The sequence below is a fragment of the Staphylococcus sp. 191 genome, from assembly GCF_011174885.1.
Taxonomy (GTDB): Bacteria; Bacillota; Bacilli; order Staphylococcales; family Staphylococcaceae; genus Staphylococcus; species Staphylococcus coagulans.
Genome location: NZ_PNRJ01000002.1, coordinates 55,798 through 72,439, shown reverse-complemented (window position 1 = coordinate 72,439; position 16,642 = coordinate 55,798). Strand labels below are relative to the sequence as shown.

16 protein-coding genes and 1 pseudogene are annotated in these 16,642 nt (G+C 35.4%); 11 read left to right on the top strand and 6 right to left on the bottom strand.

The features are described from left to right. Positions 1-238: 238 nt before the first annotated feature. Positions 239-1,609, bottom strand: a complete 1,371-nt coding sequence (locus C1H58_RS02380) for a HAMP domain-containing sensor histidine kinase (RefSeq protein ID WP_165545203.1) — start codon at positions 1,607-1,609, stop codon at positions 239-241. Next, positions 1,602-2,279: a response regulator transcription factor gene (locus C1H58_RS02375; protein WP_050330072.1), complete on the bottom strand. Its 678-nt coding sequence runs from the start codon at positions 2,277-2,279 to the stop codon at positions 1,602-1,604. Before C1H58_RS02375 ends, C1H58_RS02380 begins: the two co-directional genes overlap by 8 nt. A gap of 229 nt (positions 2,280-2,508) precedes the next feature. Here C1H58_RS02375 and C1H58_RS02370 point away from each other — a divergent pair, with 229 nt between their 5' ends. Then, on the top strand, positions 2,509-3,573 hold the full coding sequence (locus C1H58_RS02370) for an ABC transporter permease (protein ID WP_165545202.1): 1,065 nt from the start codon (positions 2,509-2,511) through the stop codon (positions 3,571-3,573). After that, positions 3,570-4,256: an ABC transporter ATP-binding protein gene (locus C1H58_RS02365; RefSeq protein WP_165545201.1), complete on the top strand. Its 687-nt coding sequence runs from the start codon at positions 3,570-3,572 to the stop codon at positions 4,254-4,256. The genes C1H58_RS02370 and C1H58_RS02365 overlap by 4 nt, the downstream gene beginning before the upstream one ends. 136 nt (positions 4,257-4,392) lie before the next feature. Here C1H58_RS02365 and C1H58_RS02360 read toward each other — a convergent pair whose 3' ends face one another. Continuing rightward, complete coding sequence (locus C1H58_RS02360; protein WP_347563065.1) at positions 4,393-5,037, bottom strand: YdcF family protein; 645 nt, start codon at positions 5,035-5,037, stop codon at positions 4,393-4,395. A 449-nt stretch (positions 5,038-5,486) separates the two neighbouring features. Between C1H58_RS02360 and C1H58_RS02355 the strand changes: the two genes are divergently transcribed. From C1H58_RS02355 to tenA, 4 genes are all read left to right on the top strand, one after another. Further along, a complete protein-coding gene (locus tag C1H58_RS02355; protein ID WP_060829471.1) occupies positions 5,487-5,951 on the top strand; it encodes a MarR family transcriptional regulator TcaR in 465 nt (154 codons plus the stop codon). A gap of 41 nt (positions 5,952-5,992) precedes the next feature. Next, positions 5,993-7,453, top strand: coding sequence for a membrane-associated protein TcaA (locus C1H58_RS02350; protein ID WP_242680996.1), 1,461 nt, complete (start codon positions 5,993-5,995; stop codon positions 7,451-7,453). 476 nt (positions 7,454-7,929) lie between these two features. Next, positions 7,930-8,472 carry a TetR/AcrR family transcriptional regulator gene (locus C1H58_RS02345; RefSeq protein ID WP_165545198.1) on the top strand — a complete coding sequence of 181 codons (543 nt, stop codon included), beginning with the start codon at positions 7,930-7,932 and terminating at the stop codon, positions 8,470-8,472. Between the two features lie 150 nt (positions 8,473-8,622). After that, complete coding sequence (gene tenA / locus C1H58_RS02340) at positions 8,623-9,300, top strand: thiaminase II (RefSeq protein ID WP_165545197.1); 678 nt, start codon at positions 8,623-8,625, stop codon at positions 9,298-9,300. A 104-nt stretch (positions 9,301-9,404) separates the two neighbouring features. Here the strand turns inward: tenA and C1H58_RS02335 are convergent, their stop codons facing one another. After that, complete coding sequence (locus C1H58_RS02335; RefSeq protein ID WP_165545196.1) at positions 9,405-10,028, bottom strand: hypothetical protein; 624 nt, start codon at positions 10,026-10,028, stop codon at positions 9,405-9,407. 309 nt (positions 10,029-10,337) lie between these two features. On the opposite strand from C1H58_RS02335, the gene C1H58_RS02330 reads away from it, so the two are divergent. Together C1H58_RS02330 and C1H58_RS02325 are read left to right on the top strand one after the other, a co-directional pair. Further along, entirely contained in the window at positions 10,338-10,661 is a 324-nt protein-coding gene (locus C1H58_RS02330) for a thioredoxin family protein (RefSeq protein WP_165545195.1), read from the top strand. Positions 10,662-10,771: 110 nt separating this feature from the next. Next, on the top strand, positions 10,772-11,674 hold the full coding sequence (locus C1H58_RS02325) for an alpha/beta hydrolase fold domain-containing protein (protein WP_165545194.1): 903 nt from the start codon (positions 10,772-10,774) through the stop codon (positions 11,672-11,674). Positions 11,675-12,149: 475 nt separating this feature from the next. Here the strand turns inward: C1H58_RS02325 and C1H58_RS12295 are convergent. After that, positions 12,150-12,233: pseudogene (locus C1H58_RS12295) on the bottom strand (hypothetical protein); the annotation flags it as partial. On the opposite strand from C1H58_RS12295, the gene C1H58_RS02315 reads away from it, so the two are divergent. Further along, entirely contained in the window at positions 12,196-13,182 is a 987-nt protein-coding gene (locus tag C1H58_RS02315) for a PTS sugar transporter subunit IIC (protein ID WP_347563066.1), read from the top strand. The pseudogene C1H58_RS12295 and the gene C1H58_RS02315 overlap by 38 nt on opposite strands. Positions 13,183-13,324: 142 nt before the next feature. On the opposite strand, the gene C1H58_RS02310 is transcribed toward C1H58_RS02315, so the two are convergent. Then, positions 13,325-13,810 (bottom strand): thioesterase family protein, encoded by a 486-nt coding sequence (locus C1H58_RS02310; RefSeq protein ID WP_165545192.1) that lies wholly within the window; start codon positions 13,808-13,810, stop codon positions 13,325-13,327. Positions 13,811-13,985: 175 nt separating this feature from the next. Between C1H58_RS02310 and fni the strand changes: the two genes are divergently transcribed. Further along, positions 13,986-15,017 carry a type 2 isopentenyl-diphosphate Delta-isomerase gene (gene fni / locus C1H58_RS02305; RefSeq protein ID WP_050330096.1) on the top strand — a complete coding sequence of 344 codons (1,032 nt, stop codon included), beginning with the start codon at positions 13,986-13,988 and terminating at the stop codon, positions 15,015-15,017. 262 nt (positions 15,018-15,279) lie between these two features. Then, positions 15,280-16,485 carry a GTP-binding protein gene (locus C1H58_RS02300; protein ID WP_165545191.1) on the top strand — a complete coding sequence of 402 codons (1,206 nt, stop codon included), beginning with the start codon at positions 15,280-15,282 and terminating at the stop codon, positions 16,483-16,485. Positions 16,486-16,642 lie beyond the last annotated feature (157 nt).

The window sequence follows — 16,642 nt, the reverse complement described above, 5'->3', positions numbered from 1 at the left end:
CTTTAAATATAGAAGTTATAAAGGCGTAACCAAAGCCTAATAAATGGGACAAAACTTTTGATTTTCAAGTTTTGTCCCATTTTTTAAAGACATAATGAAGTTGAACCTCATTTGTAAAATAACAGGCTAGGGAAACACAGGGTAGCTGAGGTGATTACTTTCTTATAGAAATGAAAGTCTTTTCTAAATTCAGATTGTTACACCCTTTTTGCGTTCTGCAAAAGGCTTTAGAAACTTTTTAAGAATGGCGTGGCAATATGATTGTGAATGTCGTGCCGTTACCTAGTTGACTGTTAACGTTAATTTCTCCATGATGGCGTTCTATAATAGTTTTTGTAATTGCTAGGCCTAATCCATTGCTATCAGCATATGATGATTTTTTATAAAAACGCTCAAAGATGTGATTTTGGACTGTTTCAGACATACCAGAGCCATCGTCTGTGACCATAAAGTAAATATTATTATCATTTGCTGTGAGTTGGATTTCGATTGTTCCATAAGTATCTGTATATTTAATCGCATTACGTATGATATTTTCAAATGCCTGGGTCAGCAAACGTTGGTTCCCTTTAATTGTAACTTCCGTTAAATCATATATTAAGACTTGATTCTTTTGATCAATCGCATAGTTTTCGTTTTTTAAGATAGCCAATACACATTGATGTACGCTGATGTCATCATCAAATTGAAGATGTACATCATTGTCCAGTTCAGATAACAATAGAAGCTGACGGGTCAATTGACTTAAGCGATGGGTTTCATCATAAATTTTAGCGATATAGTCCGATTGTTTAGGCGTTGTTTTTTCTTGTTGTAATTGTGTTAATAAATGATGAATATGTGTTAAAGGCGTTTTAATCTCATGGGAAACGTTTTGTACGAAGTGTTGGCGCATATCATCGAGTTGTTTTAATTCAAGGCGCATCGTATCAAAATGTTGTTGTAATGTCCCTAATTCATCACGACGTGTAATCGCAATTGGTGTTGTAAAATCACCAGACATCATACGTTCTGTTGCGTTTCTAAGTTGCTTGACAGGCTTCACTAAAGCATAAGTGGACCAAATAACAAGTAAAATAGATATGACAACGAGTAATACGAGTAAAACGAGCAGAAAAATTCTAAATTCTGCAAAGGTATGACCGATATCAGGCCGGATAAATACGGCATAACGACCGTGATCAGTTTTAAATTGAGTGCCGACTGTATTACGTGTTTCATTATCAAAAAAACCTGTAATAAAGGGGTGAAAAGGTCTTTGTGCGATACCGTGATAGTCATGACCGGATAAGACACGTGAAATCGTTGCGCGATTCAAATTATCTTTCCTAAAGGGTTCTCCGAAAGATCGAACTTCACCCTGCGCATTGTATGCAACCACTTGATAATTAAGATCTCCTAATAATGTTAAATAGCGTTTTAAATCTTGTTCTTGCTGCGCTTCTTTATATGCGTCTGCACGTTTTAAAGTAGCCATTATTTTCGCATCGTTTTTGTCTTTTAGTTCAAAATGATAATAAATATTAGAAATTTCAAAACTTAAAAGGGCGCTAATAATCATAACAGTCAGGGTATAAATAGCAAAGCGAGAATAAAGTGATTTAAGCATTTTCCATCACCTTATAGCCGATACCACGAACGGTTTCGATATGGATATTTGCTCCGAGCTTGGCCAATCGCGTGCGCAAGCGTTTAATGTGGACATCCACAGTTCTTTCATCCCCTTCATAATCCAAGCCCCATATTTTTTCAATAAGTGATTCACGTTCAAAAACTTGTCTAGGGTAAGCGACTAATAAACTAAGTAAGGCAAACTCTTTATTAGGTAATATCATGCCTTTAGACCCCACTTTTACTTCTAATTGACTTTGATCTATCGTTAAATTTCCCAATGTCAGTTGTGTGGCTGTTTCGACTTGATATCGTCTTAATACAGCTTTAATTCTAAAAACAAGTTCAGCTACTTCGAACGGTTTTGTGACATAATCATCTGTCCCAGCTAAAAAGGCACGTTCCTTATCGTTTAGGGCATCTCGGGCTGTTAACATAATAACGGGATATTCATAGTCATATTTTAAAGTTTGGCATAGCTCAAAACCGTCCATACCGTCCATCATAATATCTACAATTGCAATATCAATTGTGTGCTTTTCAAGGTAACTCAGTGCTGCTTCTCCACTTTTTAATGAAACGGCATGATAGCCTTCATGTTGGAGGCGTGTTTCGACATAGTTTAGTATTTCAGGGTCATCGTCTATGATTAAACACGTGACTGGCATGCTTCCACAACCTTTCTTTTATAAATGAGAGCGACGTTTCATAATTTGTTATCTATTGTATCATGTCTATTTTGAAACTGGGTAACCAAAGGAGATTGTTGCACAACGCTCCCTAAGCGTCTTTCACGAAAATATTTAATAAAAATGATGAAACCGTCTATTGTTCATATTCAGTTCATATTTCCGAAGTAAACTGTGAGAGAAATAAGAAAGAAAGGGAGTCGTGTTCATGTCTATTGCATTAAATGAACTGAAGTTTCATAAATTTAAATATTTGTTAATTACGTTTATTGTGATCTTACTCGCAAGTATGGTGCTCTTTATTACAGGATTAGCACAGGGCTTAGCAAGAGAAAACATTTCGCTTATTGATTCCTTTAAATCAGAACAATTTGTGATTCAAAAAGGTGTGGATCAACAACTTGAAAAATCGAATTTGTCAGATTCAGAGCAGCAAGCCGTTGAAAAATTCGTTACGCAGTCTCCTTTAAAATTAACCATGGCAACTGGAAAATTTAAAGGGGATACGATGGATATGTTATTTGCAACAATGCCGAAACAAGAATTACCTTCATTAAAAGCAGGCCAACTCCCACAACATGATGGGGAAGTCACTGTAAATAGTAAACTCGAAGGAGAAGGTTTACACATCGGTGATGTCATTCATATTAAAGGGAATGATACAAAATTGAAAGTTGTCGGCTTCTTCGATGATGCGATGTATGCACATACGAACGTGGCATTAGTCAATGAAGGCGGTCTTAAGAAAGTTGCCGATCATCAAAGCGCTACTGCTTTATACTTTTTGAACCATGTGAGTAAAAAAGATATTGACCATCTTAAACAGATAAAAGGTGTAGAAATCGTAAATAAAGACGATTTAACGGGTGCAATTCCAAGTTATCAAGCAGAACAAGCACCACTGAATATGATGATTGTCAGCTTATTTGTGATTACTGCCATTGTATTGACTGCATTTTTCTATGTGATGACGATTCAAAAAACGGCAGAAATCGGCATTTTGAAGGCAATCGGAATGAAGACAAGTCACTTATTATGGTCATTACTATTCCAAATTCTGTTTATTACAATCATTGGTGTCTTGATTGCATTGGGTGTCATTGTAGGTCTTTCCGCAGCATTGCCTGTTACAATGCCATTTCATATTAGCATGATGAACATGGTGCTAGTTGTGATTGTCTTTATCGTGGTCGCTGTGATTGGGGCACTGTTATCGTTGATTCGTGTCTTTAAAATAGACCCTATTGAAGCAATCGGAGGTGGAAATCAATGAGTTTAATTGTCAAAGATTTAGTCAAAACGTTTGGTAAGGGAGAAGCAGAGACCAAGGTCTTGAACAATATTAATTTTGAAGTCAATCCCGGTGAATTTGTCATTTTAAATGGTGCATCTGGATCAGGTAAATCAACATTATTATCTATTATTGGCGGGCTGCTTTCTCCTACAGAAGGTCAAGTTTTATTAAATGGAGAAGCGTTCAATCATTTAAATCAAAGTGAATTAACTGAAAAAAGATTAAAAGATATTGGCTTTATTTTTCAAGCTGCACATCTTGTTCCTTATTTAAAAGTCAGTGCGCAATTAGAATTGGTAGGAAAAGAAGCAGGAATGAGTAAAAAGGCGGCTCGTGAACGTGCGGTTGCGCTATTAAAACGTATCGGCTTGGCACATCGACTTGATGCGTATCCACATATGCTTTCTGGTGGGGAAAAGCAACGTGTTGCGATTATGCGTGCTTGGATGAATCAACCACAATTGTTGTTAGCGGATGAGCCTACCGCAAGCTTAGATGCGAAGCGCGCAACGGAAGTGGTAGAAATGATTAAAAATCAAGTGAAAGAAGAAGGTGCAATCGGTATTATGGTGACACATGATGAGCGATTATTCGATTATGCTGATTGCATGATTTACCTAAAAGATGGTCAATTATCTGATAAAACTTACGCGACAAAATAGCAGTACAATCATGAACTTGACATTGTTTTCAATCATATAAAAAGAAAGACTCGATTTTTGAAAATGTGTAGAAGCACACGTAAAAGTCGAGTCTTTTTATTGTGATGAAGCTGGCAAACAAATGGAACATGCACGTTTACATTAATAGCCAATAGATACCGATAAGAACTTGTACGATACCAAAAATCCACCAAGTAAAAGGATATTTGAAAAGCAAACCACTATAATCGTGAAGTAAAGAAATGCCGAGGCGTGGTGTAGGTGCACCCAAACCAGTCGCTTGAATCCCTTCGCGTTGCGCAATACGAAGTGCACGCATAATATGAAAGTCGCTTGTGACGATGACTAATTTTTTGATGTTTGATGCATCTAAGTAGGCTTTAGAAAATAAAATATTCTCTTGTGTATTTGTCGAAGCGTCTTCTAAAACGATATGTTTTGGTGAAATACCATGTTGTATTAAATAGCGTTGCATAGCTAATGCTTCTGGTATCGGTTCATCGGGACCTTGTCCACCACTCACAATGAATTTGAATTGAGATGAACCGCGCGGTATCAAAGTCATGGCAGCATCTAAGCGTGATTTTAATAAAGGTGTCACACGCTCTGTAAAAATACCTGCACCTAAAATAAGAATCGTTGGGTTTTGATACACTGATTGTGTTTGCTTAAATTGATAAGTCATCAAAAGGTAACATTGCCATGATGTGACAAACACAATCGTCAAGTTAATCAGTAAATCAAAAGGTAGTGTTAAAATACTTGGAATTACGGCTTTCACGAAAAAGCAGCTCAAAATTAAACTGATCAACATGCAATGATATAATAAAACGTACTTTATTGTGTAGTTACGTTTAATCAAAAAACGAAAAGGCAATGTCCCAATTGCACATAAACCTAACCCTAAAAGTATGCACATCATAAGAAGCCGATTCTCGCCTAAAATAAAGGTATTGCTAACGATGAGCATATTGATTAGCATTAAAATATAAAACAATGAAATATTTAATATACGATGTGGCTTTATCTTTATAAATATTAAGATTATAATGTAGCTTGTTAATAAAAAATAAGTGAGTATATTCATTTAAATAAGTGTGTCCTTTAATTGTCATTTACAATCATCATACTAAATTCTCCAAGAAAATGATAAAAAAGACCGTTTCATTATAAAATAATTGTTGTTACGATAGTAAAGATCGTCGAATGTTGTGAAGGTGGTGATGAACGATGGCTGATTCTAAAACAATGAGTCAACATGTAACGTTTATGGGTGAGTTTATGACGAATATGAATGCGTTAACGACAGCGTTATTAAAAGATTTGCGTTCGAAATATGGGGTTTCTAACGAACAATCAAGTGTCCTTTTAATGCTATCAAGTCATAAATCATTAACTTTAACGGAAATTACTTTAAAGCAAGGTGTCAATAAAGCAGCTGTCAGCAGGCGGATAAAGAAACTCGTGGATCTGGGGCTGGTTCAGTGGATGACATTGAATCATGAATACGATAAACGATTAAAATATGTGGCACTTACAGAAGAAGGGGCAAATTATGTACGTGCATCGCGTGATTTGATAGCAAATCTTGCCAATAAAATGTTATCAGATATTCCGCTTAATCAAATTGAAGCTACGAGGGAAATGCTCGAAAAAATAGATGAACGTATCAAATCTCAGCTTAGTCGTTTATAATTGAGTCGAATAGATTGTTTTTATCCAATGATCCCAACTTAATGGGGCAGTCTAATAGTTTTGATAAAAGCATCGTTAAAATTTTAATTAGAAGAAATAGAGGTGAAAATATGAGCTGGTGTCCAGTTTGTGAAGAAGAAACGATAGATCAGAAAAATATATGTCGACATTGTGGCAGTCAAGTTTCTTATTCGAAAGAACCTACGCCATCATTGAGTCGACAAACTAAAGGAAACTCAACACCTCCTCATAAAAATCGTCTCCCATTAAAGACGGTCATACCTATTGCTATCGTTACGTTTATTCTAATTTTGTTAATGATTTTGTTTTTATTATTAAGAAATTTCAATTCTCCTGAAGCGCAAGCAAAAATATTAATTAATGCTGTGAATAACGATGACGTCGCAAAAGTATCGAATATTCTTAGTTCAAAGGACAACAAAGTAGGACGAAAAGAAGCGGCAACTTACATCAAATATATTAAAGATGAAATAGGAATGAAAAAATTTGAAAAAGATGTTTTTCACACAGTGGATAGTTTAAATCATGAGACAGCCGTCGCTTCTTATATTAAAACGAAAAAAGGCCAAGATGTTTTACGAATTAGTAAAAATGGGCGACGCTATCTCATTTTTGATAATATCGGATTTAAAGCACCTACGAAACAAGCCGTCATAAAATCAAATGAAAAAGCAACTTTTGAATTTGAATCAGACGGTTTGAAGAAGAAAATCATTACAGAAAAAGGCCAATCCGTCGCTTTAGGTAATTACATCCCTGGGCGGTACGCGGTTGATGCTGTTAAGACGACAGACCGAGGGACATATGAAGGACAACTGAAGTTTGATTTTGATCAAAGTAACAACGAGACGATACCTGTAACAGAGGATTTTGAAGAAGCGAAAATAAAAGTGAAACTTAAAAATACAGAAGGCTTGAATAAAAAAGACTTAATGATTGTCATTAATGGTGAAAAAATTAAGCCACGTTCAGATGAAACGTATAAATCCTTCCCACTTAACAAAGATATAGTGATCTACGCGGAAGGGCAGTCCTATGATCAGAAGTTTAAAACAAATGAAAAAGTAATCAAAAAGAGTGATATACAGTCTGAAAATGAAGTGGAATTGTCCTTTGATAAGGATGAAATTAAAAAGTTTAATGCATCCAAACAAAAGAATACTTTTGATAAAGTAAGTGAGTTTATTAAAAAATACACAGGTGCGCTTAATAAAGCCTATGAAAAATCAGATTTTGCTGAGATTTCAAGTTATCTATTAAAAGATACATCTAATTATGAAGTTATGAAAGAGAAAATTAATGGGCGTGCAAGATATCATTTTACAAATCCCAAAGTGACGAATGTGAGTAAAAATAATGATTTTTATTCAGTGTTAGTTGAAAAAGAAAATGAGCAAGGTCAAATCATTCAATCTCATTATTTAATTGATGGTGATTCCGATGGAGATCATCTAAAAATCGTCAATTATGAAGATTATTAAAAAATAAGCCATAAGTAAAGCGATAGATAGATTGCGTCTGATGAATCGTGTATTGTGCATTTGTATGATAATAGGTCACGCTGCTTTGCTCAAAAAGACAGGATCGTGAAACCAAAATTAATTTTTTGGATTCCTATCCTGTCTTTTTTGTTTTCAGTTATTCAGAAAAGGTGACAATTTGAAGCGAACTACATTCATATTAAACCATCTCATTAGCCCAGTATTTGTGCATTCAATCGTCACTTGAACGAATTCTTTTCTAATTAAATCTTTGTTCATCTCTTTTTATTTAATTAAATATGATACTTATATAAAAGATGTAGTAAAACAATATACATTTGATAATTATGTCGTTCCAAGAATTTTTGCATTGTAAATGAATTAAAAGTTAGTTTATAATAAACAAAATGTGTATAAAGAGACGCCATATTAAGGGGTAACACCTTTAAGCATGAAGAAAGGTGAAGGTGGGGATTATGAATGAAAAAGATATTCGTGTACAAAAGACAAATTTAAGATTATCTCAAATATTTTTAGAGTTATTAGAAGAGCAGTTACTCACTAAAATTGCAATTAATCATATTTGTCATAAAGCAAATGTGCATCGAACGACTTTTTATCAGCATTTTAAAGATAAATATGAGCTACTTTGGTATGTTTGTAGAGGTGTGATGAAACCTTACTTTAATTTACAATTTGAAGAGAGACTGTATTATCCTTTTAGCAGTCTGGAAAAAACGTTTGATCAACAAATTATAAAAATTTTACAAACTCAAAAAGAAGATCCTAAATTTTATCGATTAATTTTAAAACAATTTTCTAAGTACTTTGAAGGTGAGTTGAAATCACATGAGACGAAGCTGCCTTTTGAACCACATTTTCCAGTAGAAGTTTTCGGTTATGTGTATACGTCTACGATTCAATCTATGAATCAATGGCGTATTGATTGTAATATTGCATTCGATGCTTATTATATGGATAAACTCTATCAAAAATTAATTAGTTTTAAGCACGAATAACAAGTATGAAATAGACTAACAGAACGTCATTCACCCAGTTTACAGATTTGATGGTAAATAAAAATTGAAATCAAATTTTATCTCTGTTCTTGAAGTTTTCGATAATTTATGTGATGTTAAATAAAGAAACGATGAGAGGGGTATGCGGTTATGACATTTACAGATCGATTGTTTGAACGGGTAAAACCGATTTGGCAAAGTTATCTTGACCATCCATTTGTTAAGGGGATTGGTGACGGCTCACTTGATCAAGAAAAGTTTAAACATTGGTTAAAACAAGACTATATTTATTTAATCGATTATACGCGACTCTTTGCAATAGGTGTTACTAAAGCATCAGATTTAGAGATGATGACAACATTTGGTGAGTTAGTCGCAGGCACATTAAATACAGAAATGGCATTACATAGACAATATGCAGCACGATTTGGCATTACAGAACAAGAGTTAGAGGAAACAAAGCCAGCGAGTACGACTTTAGCGTATACGAGCTATATGTTAAATCTTGCGCAACGCGGAGATATTGAAAACGTGATTGCGGCTGTTTTAACGTGTACTTGGAGTTATCAATATATTGGAGAAGCACTGAGTCAAATTGAGGGTGCCATTGATCATCCATTCTATGGAGAATGGATTGAGATGTATAGTTCAGAAGCATTTACAACATTTAAAGACGATGTTGTACGGATAATGAACCAAGTCACGGACGGTATGTCTGAAGAGAAGCTACAAGCATTAGAAGATATTGTTGTTTATACGAGCTACTTTGAATATATGTTTTGGGATATGGCAGAAAACCTTGAAACATGGCCATTGCCTTATAAGTAAGCAGATATAAGATGTATCATTGAAACGAAATTGTCGTATAGTATATTAAAATCGAAGCCACCTTCAATCAAAAAGCAATGAATACAGAAGGTGGCTTCGATTTATTATTTGATTTTCGGACGGCGATTTCTAAAGAATAAGCTAATGAAATAGAGGAATGTCGCAATCCCCATAAAAATAATAGCATTATGTAACGCGTTGGCACCTGTTAATAAATTAGAAGCGTCGACTTGACCAACATAGGGCGCAAGTTGTTTCGCAAATTCATCAGCGACGTCATCAATGTAGTAAAGAAAACCAATTGGAATCAATGTAATGAAAACTGCAATGATGAAATTAAGTATTTTTAAAATCGTACGATTAAAAATGAGTGTTAATAAAGCTAAAACGATGTTAATGAGAGATAGAATAAAGAAAACATTCAATACTTTAATTAAAACGCTGAGCTTTTGTTCAACTGCAGAAATATCAACAAGTGTAATACTACTCAATTGCGTTGTGATGACTTTAAGCTTATCAAAAGTGACATTTTCATTAATGAAACCCATTTTAAACAGCGTATCTGAATACATGCTGTAGGCAGCTATCGTTACAAATACCGCTGCAATTAAAGTAAGAATAAAACTAACCCATGAGCGACGTTTTTTGCCATAACGTTTTCCACGATGAATTGTTTGATAGTCAAACTGTTGCTGGAAATGGGGCTGGGATTGAGATTTCTCTTTCATAAAGGACGCCTCCAAGAATAAGATTTGAGATTTTGAACGAATTATAATGACAATAATATAAGCATTATATTATACCTACACCTATATTAATAGTCGTAAGCAACAAATCTGAAAGGTTCTGCTCATTGTAATCCTTTTTTCTTGTCTTTAGGTGATGCTTTAAAAGAATTTTCTTGATAGATGCTACAATTAACGATATTTTCTCCGACCATGCAAGATAAATTTCCTATCAAGTGAAAGTTAAAAGCATCCATAGAAAAATGTTTGTATATCAATGTTATCATTTGTATGATAGCAAGGAGGTAGATGATGGAAAATTTAAAAAGTTTAGAGACCTACGAACAGTTTATACAGACGCATGAGATTGCAATTGTTCATATTTCGAGAGAAAATTGTTCAGTTTGTCATGCGATATTACCAAGAGTTGAATCACTTGTTGAACGATATGAAGGTGTTGCTTTAGGACATTTGAGTGCGGACGATGTGCCCGAAATTGCCGGGGCTTTATCCATTTTTACAGTTCCAGTTGATATTCTATTATACGAAGGTAAAGAAATGCATCGAGAAGGTCGTTTTATTGATTTGGATCGTTTAGAATCACAATTATTTAAAATTTATAAGAGCATCAATTGATAAAACGTATTATAATGAAAAAGAATGCGAATGTTCTAATATGGAAGTCTAAATCTAAAATAGAAATAAACAGAACAAGAGGACAATGTAGACAAAAGTGAGGGATTGAATTGAAACGTAATGTCATGAGTAATTTAATGGGGAGATATTTATCGCATCAACGTCATATTAAATTTAAAACACAAGATGAGGTCGATGCCTATTTAGAAAAACGCCGCCAACTCAATAAAGAAAAACATAAACAACCTGAGCAAATCAATGTCAAATCGAACTTAGTGAAGGATATGTTTGATGACATGCAAGTTTTTCGCTTTAACTTTGGTCATCATATTAAAAATAAGATTTTATATATTTATGGTGGCACTTTTGTGTTACAACCCTCTGTTTTTCATTGGCGATTTATGGATAAATTAGCTTATGAAACGTTACATGAAGTGGTTTTGCCTATTTACCCAAAGGCACCGGAATACACGTATCGTGAAACCCATCAAGCCATTGAACAAGCGTATCGTCGTTTACTGAAAGAAACAGATGCAGATAATATTGTGATTATGGGGGATGCCTCTGGTGGAAATATGGCATTAAGCTTTGTTCAAAAATTAATGGAGCAAGATGAGCTGCCATTGCCACGTCAGTTGTATTTAATTTCACCTTGGCTCGATCTCTCGCTCTCTAATCCAGATATTACAGAGCAAGTTCAAAAGAAAGACCCTATCCAAAATGTGTTTAGCTTACAATCTGTCGCTAAAGTTTGGGTCGACGATTTAGAGCGTAAAAATCCGCATGTGTCACCGATGTATGGTTCAGTGCGAGGCTTACCACCCGTTTATATGTTTGGAGGTACAAGTGAAATCTTTTATCCAGATATGCGTAAGCTCGCTGATTATTTTGAGGCAGAGCAACAGCCGATTCATTTTTATGAATATAAAGATATGGTCACGGCTTTTCCGTTATATCCTATCGTTGAATCTAGAAAAGTTTTAAAACAAATCCGTAAAACAATCCATCCATAAAAAAGATGAAGTAAGACATGCAATGGCGTGCAGCTTCTGCGATAAATAAGCAGAATGGTCTCTGATGAAAAGCATATGCAAATGTGCTTTTTACAAGCGACCATTCTGTTTTTCTATATCGATGTAGTTTATTTTCTAGGTATGAAAGAAAATGCAATAAGTCAAAACGTTTTGAAAAAATAATAGATATATCAAGATGAATGGTGAGTGTGTGTTCGTGTTATAAAGACAAAATTGAGGTGGATTATCGTATTCACACAATAATTTTGTTTTTATAAAGCTTTTTTTGGATTAAATATAGAATCAAATGAACGTCTGAGACAAACAAATTCTTAAATAAAGTAAAGCGCCGTGCAATTAAGTAAAATTTTTAGTAGAATTAACTATATGCAAAAATATCAATATTATAAAGTTATTCAGAAATTGATAAATATGTAAATTTAAGGGGCCTTTTCGAATAACAAGAGGGGGACATTATGGATTTATTAATCGGTACTGCTTTTTTAATTTTAGTACTTGTCATTTTCACGTTATTTACATATAAAGCGCCAAACGGCATGCGTGCCATGGGTGCACTAGCGAATGCAGCTATCGCGACGTTTTTGGTCGAAGCATTTAACAAATACGTTGGGGGACGTGTATTTCATAATGCTTTTCTTGAACAAGTCGGCGCTGCAGCTGGAAATTTAGGCGGTGTAGCAGCAGCAGGTTTAACAGCATTAGCGGTTGGTGTTTCACCCGTTTACGCTTTAGTCATTGCAGCTGCTTGTGGTGGCTTAGATTTATTACCTGGTTTCTTCGCAGGTTATTTAATTGGTTACTTAATGAAATATACCGAAAAATATGTGCCGGATGGTGTCGATTTGATTGTGGCCGTGTTAATTGTAGCGCCATTATCACGAGCTGTGGCATTATTGTTCACACCAGTCGTGAAAAATACATTAATTAAAATTGGCGATATCATCCAAAGCTCAACTGATACAAGTCCAATCATTATGGGAATTATCTTAGGTGGTATCATTACGGTAGTGGGTACGGCACCATTAAGCTCTATGGCACTGACGGCTTTGCTTGGTCTTACAGGTGTCCCAATGGCTATTGGTGCGATGGCAGCGTTCAGTTCAGCATTCATGAACGGAACTTTATTCCATCGTCTCAAATTAGGTGATCGCAAATCCACAATATCTGTAAGTATTGAACCATTATCACAAGCAGACATTGTCTCGGCAAATCCCATTCCTATTTATATTACGAACTTTTTCGGAGGCGCAACCGCGGGCTTAGTCATTGCCCTTTCTGGACTTGTGAATGATGCGACCGGAACTGCAACGCCAATTGCAGGTTTTATCGTAATGTTTGGTTTTAATCATTGGGGGACTGTCGTTATTTATGGTGTGATTATGGGAATTATTGGCTTAATATGGGGCTATATCGGCTCAATCGTATTCAAAAAATATCCTATTGTCACTAAAGCAGATATGATTCGCCGTGGTGCGACTGACGCTTAAATAATTCGTTAAATAATCAGGAATTTCATATGTAAAGAAGACATGACATGTTAAAAGACTGCGGACGCTTAATTTAAGATTGAGGCGCGCAGTCTTTTTATGTTTCTATAGAAAGTGCAGTACAATTTAAGGCTTTTCGTTATTAGTTTTTCCTTTTTTTAGGTATTTGAATGCGGTGCCCCAATTGATTTGGCCAATCCGTTCTGTTTTGTGTATGGGCATAATGTTGGATTTGTGCAAATATATCTTCAGGATAAGGGGTTGCGCGGCGTGTCGACTTATCAATGCCCATCATCATCGTTTCTGCAGTTGCGACAACTTCATTCGTGTTGCGATTGATTAATTCTAGGAAGTAATGTGTTCGCTTTTCATCAAAATCGTAAATATTGACTTTAATGGCAATAGGCGTATGCAATGACAGTTCTTTGAGAAAACTGATGTGCGTTTCAAGGGTAAAAACAGTATAATTTCTTGCATTTCTTTCAGGATTGGACAAACCGATTTGATCGTGAAAGTGATCAATCGCTAAACTAAAGACACGTGCATATTCTGAGTCGTTCATATGTTGATTGCGATCAATCCAATCTTCTTGGACACTATTTTTATCATAAAATGGAAAGTTAATCATATTCATACCTCGTTTTGCATTTTGTCATATTATAACGTAGATTTTAAAGTTTTGTGATGTTAAATGATGGTAAAGATAACAGTAGAAATTTGTATTTAAAGGTTGAAAGGTGTTCATCATGCGATAGGTTATGATATAGTCAAAACAAGAAAAGATGATAAGGGGACGCTACTCAATGACTGAAAAAAGAGAACAACGAAAAAATGAACATGTTCTATTAGCGCTTGCACAAAGTGAAGCACAGCAATCTGATTTTGATCGATTCCAATTTGTCCATCATGCGATACCTACAATTGATGTCGCAGATGTTTCGTTAAAATCAAGATGCCAAGCATTAGAAATGGCACACGTACTTTATGTGAATGCGATGACAGGAGGCTCTGAATGGACAGCTGATATGAATACCAAGCTGGCCCAAGTTGCGGCAGCCACACATTTGCCGATTGCAGTTGGAAGTATGCATGCGGCTTTTAAAAATCCAGATGTGCGTCATTCATATGAAGTTGTACGTCAAAACCATCCAGAAGGACAGATTTGGGCAAATATTAGTGCAGAGGCTTCGGTTGCTCAAGCAAAAGAGGCTATCTCAATTGTAGATGCGAATGCGCTACAAATCCATGTAAATGCACCACAAGAGCTCGTCATGCCAGAGGGACAACGTGAATTTAAACATTGGATGACACAGATTAAAAAAATTGTAGAGGCCATTCAAATACCGGTTATTGTTAAAGAAGTCGGTTTTGGAATGAGTTATGATACGATACAAGATTTGATTGACCATGGTGTTAAATATGTCGATGTCAGTGGACGTGGCGGTACAAACTTTATCTCTATTGAAAATGAGCGTCGTGTCCTTAAAGATATGGAATATTTAAGTGATTGGGGACAATCTACAGTCGTTTCATTATTAGAGGCGCGTAATTTAAGTAACCGTGTGCATCTTTTAGCGAGTGGAGGGATCCGTCATCCACTCGATGCAGTGAAGGCCTTGCGTTTAGGCGCTGAAGCGGTGGGAATGTCTCGTCCTATTCTAAAACGCGTCCATGAAGCAGGTGTCGAAGAGACAGTTCAATATATAGAGAATTTTAAAACACAAATGGCGCATATTATGACCTTGCTTAATGCGCGAACGATTCAAGAGTTGAGACAGTCAGCGATTGTATTTGATCCTTATTTGAAAAGCTGGATACAACAACGACAACTTTAAATAAAGGTTGCCTCATGAAATGAAGAGATAGGTTTTCAGCATAGAGATCAATGTAACGAAAAATAGGATACTCACCCTCTAAAGTGAACATTTAAAAAATGGAAACTTGGAGGGTGTGCTTTTAATTTAGAGGACTTTTAAAACGTTGGATTGATGAATCTTAAACGGGTAAAAGAATTTATCATTGCGTTATTGTAAGGATATGTTATATACTGTAAAACGTAATTGTTACGATTTGTAGTAGAATAGAGGAGGGTTTATAATGGGTAAAATACCTGTTACCGTTTTAAGTGGCTATTTAGGCTCAGGAAAAACAACGTTACTCAACCATATTCTTTATAACAGAGAGGGTAAAAGAATAGCTGTTATTGTTAATGATATGAGTGAAGTCAATATAGATAAAGATCTTGTTGCCGATGGGGGCGGATTGTCTCGTACTGATGAAAAATTAGTAGAGTTATCAAACGGGTGTATCTGTTGTACGTTAAGAGAAGATTTATTGAAAGAAGTCGAACGTATTGTTCAACGTGGTGGTATTGATCAAATCGTGATCGAGTCAACAGGCATTTCTGAACCTGTACCTGTTGCACAAACATTCTCATATGTTGATGAAGAACTTGGTATCGACTTAACAGAAATTTGTAATCTTGATACGATGGTTACAGTTGTGGACGCTAACCGCTTTATTAAAGATTACCAATCAGGCGATATGTTATTAGATCGTGATCAAGCAGTTGGTGAAGAAGATGAACGAACTATCGCAGATTTGTTGATTGATCAAATCGAATTTTGTGATGTACTCGTATTAAACAAAGTCGACTTAGTTAGCGAAGAAGAAGCAAATCGATTAGAAGCGATGTTACGTAAGTTACAACCATCCGCAAAAATTATCCGTACAGTAAATTCAGTAGTTGATTTAGACGACGTATTAGAAACTGGACGTTTTGATTTTGATACTGCGAGTCAATCAGCAGGCTGGTTACAAGAACTTGAAGCAGGTGGTCATGCAACACATACGCCGGAAACAGAAGAATACGGTATTTCATCATTTGTTTACAAACGTCGTTTACCATTCCATGCAGCACGTTTTAATACGTGGTTGGAAAATATGTCAGAGTCAATTGTACGTGCAAAAGGGATTGCATGGTTAGCACAATACAACCAAGTTGCATGTCTTGTTTCTCAAGCTGGTACGGCTGTAGATATTCATCCTGTCACATTTTGGGTCGCAACAATGCCAAAAGCTGAAAAAGCTGCTATATTACAAGAAAGAGAAGATGTGCGCGCAGATTGGGATCCGGAATATGGAGACCGTCATACGCAACTCGTTATTATTGGTGTAGATTTAGATGAAGAAAAAATTACAGCAGAATTAGACGCTTGTCTATTAAATAGTGATGAAATCGATGCAGATTGGTCACAATTAGAAAATCCATATTACTGGGAAATTCGACGACAAGAAGCATAAAAAATGAACTGGGACATCAAAATCCCAAAATAAAAAGCGCTAAGATGATTTTTAACAAAATCGTCCTAGCGCTTCTCTTTTATAATTAAAATTTTATTTTAAAAATAAAACACGCTCGTATCCTTGAATTAATAAGGGTAAAAACTCAATTAACGAG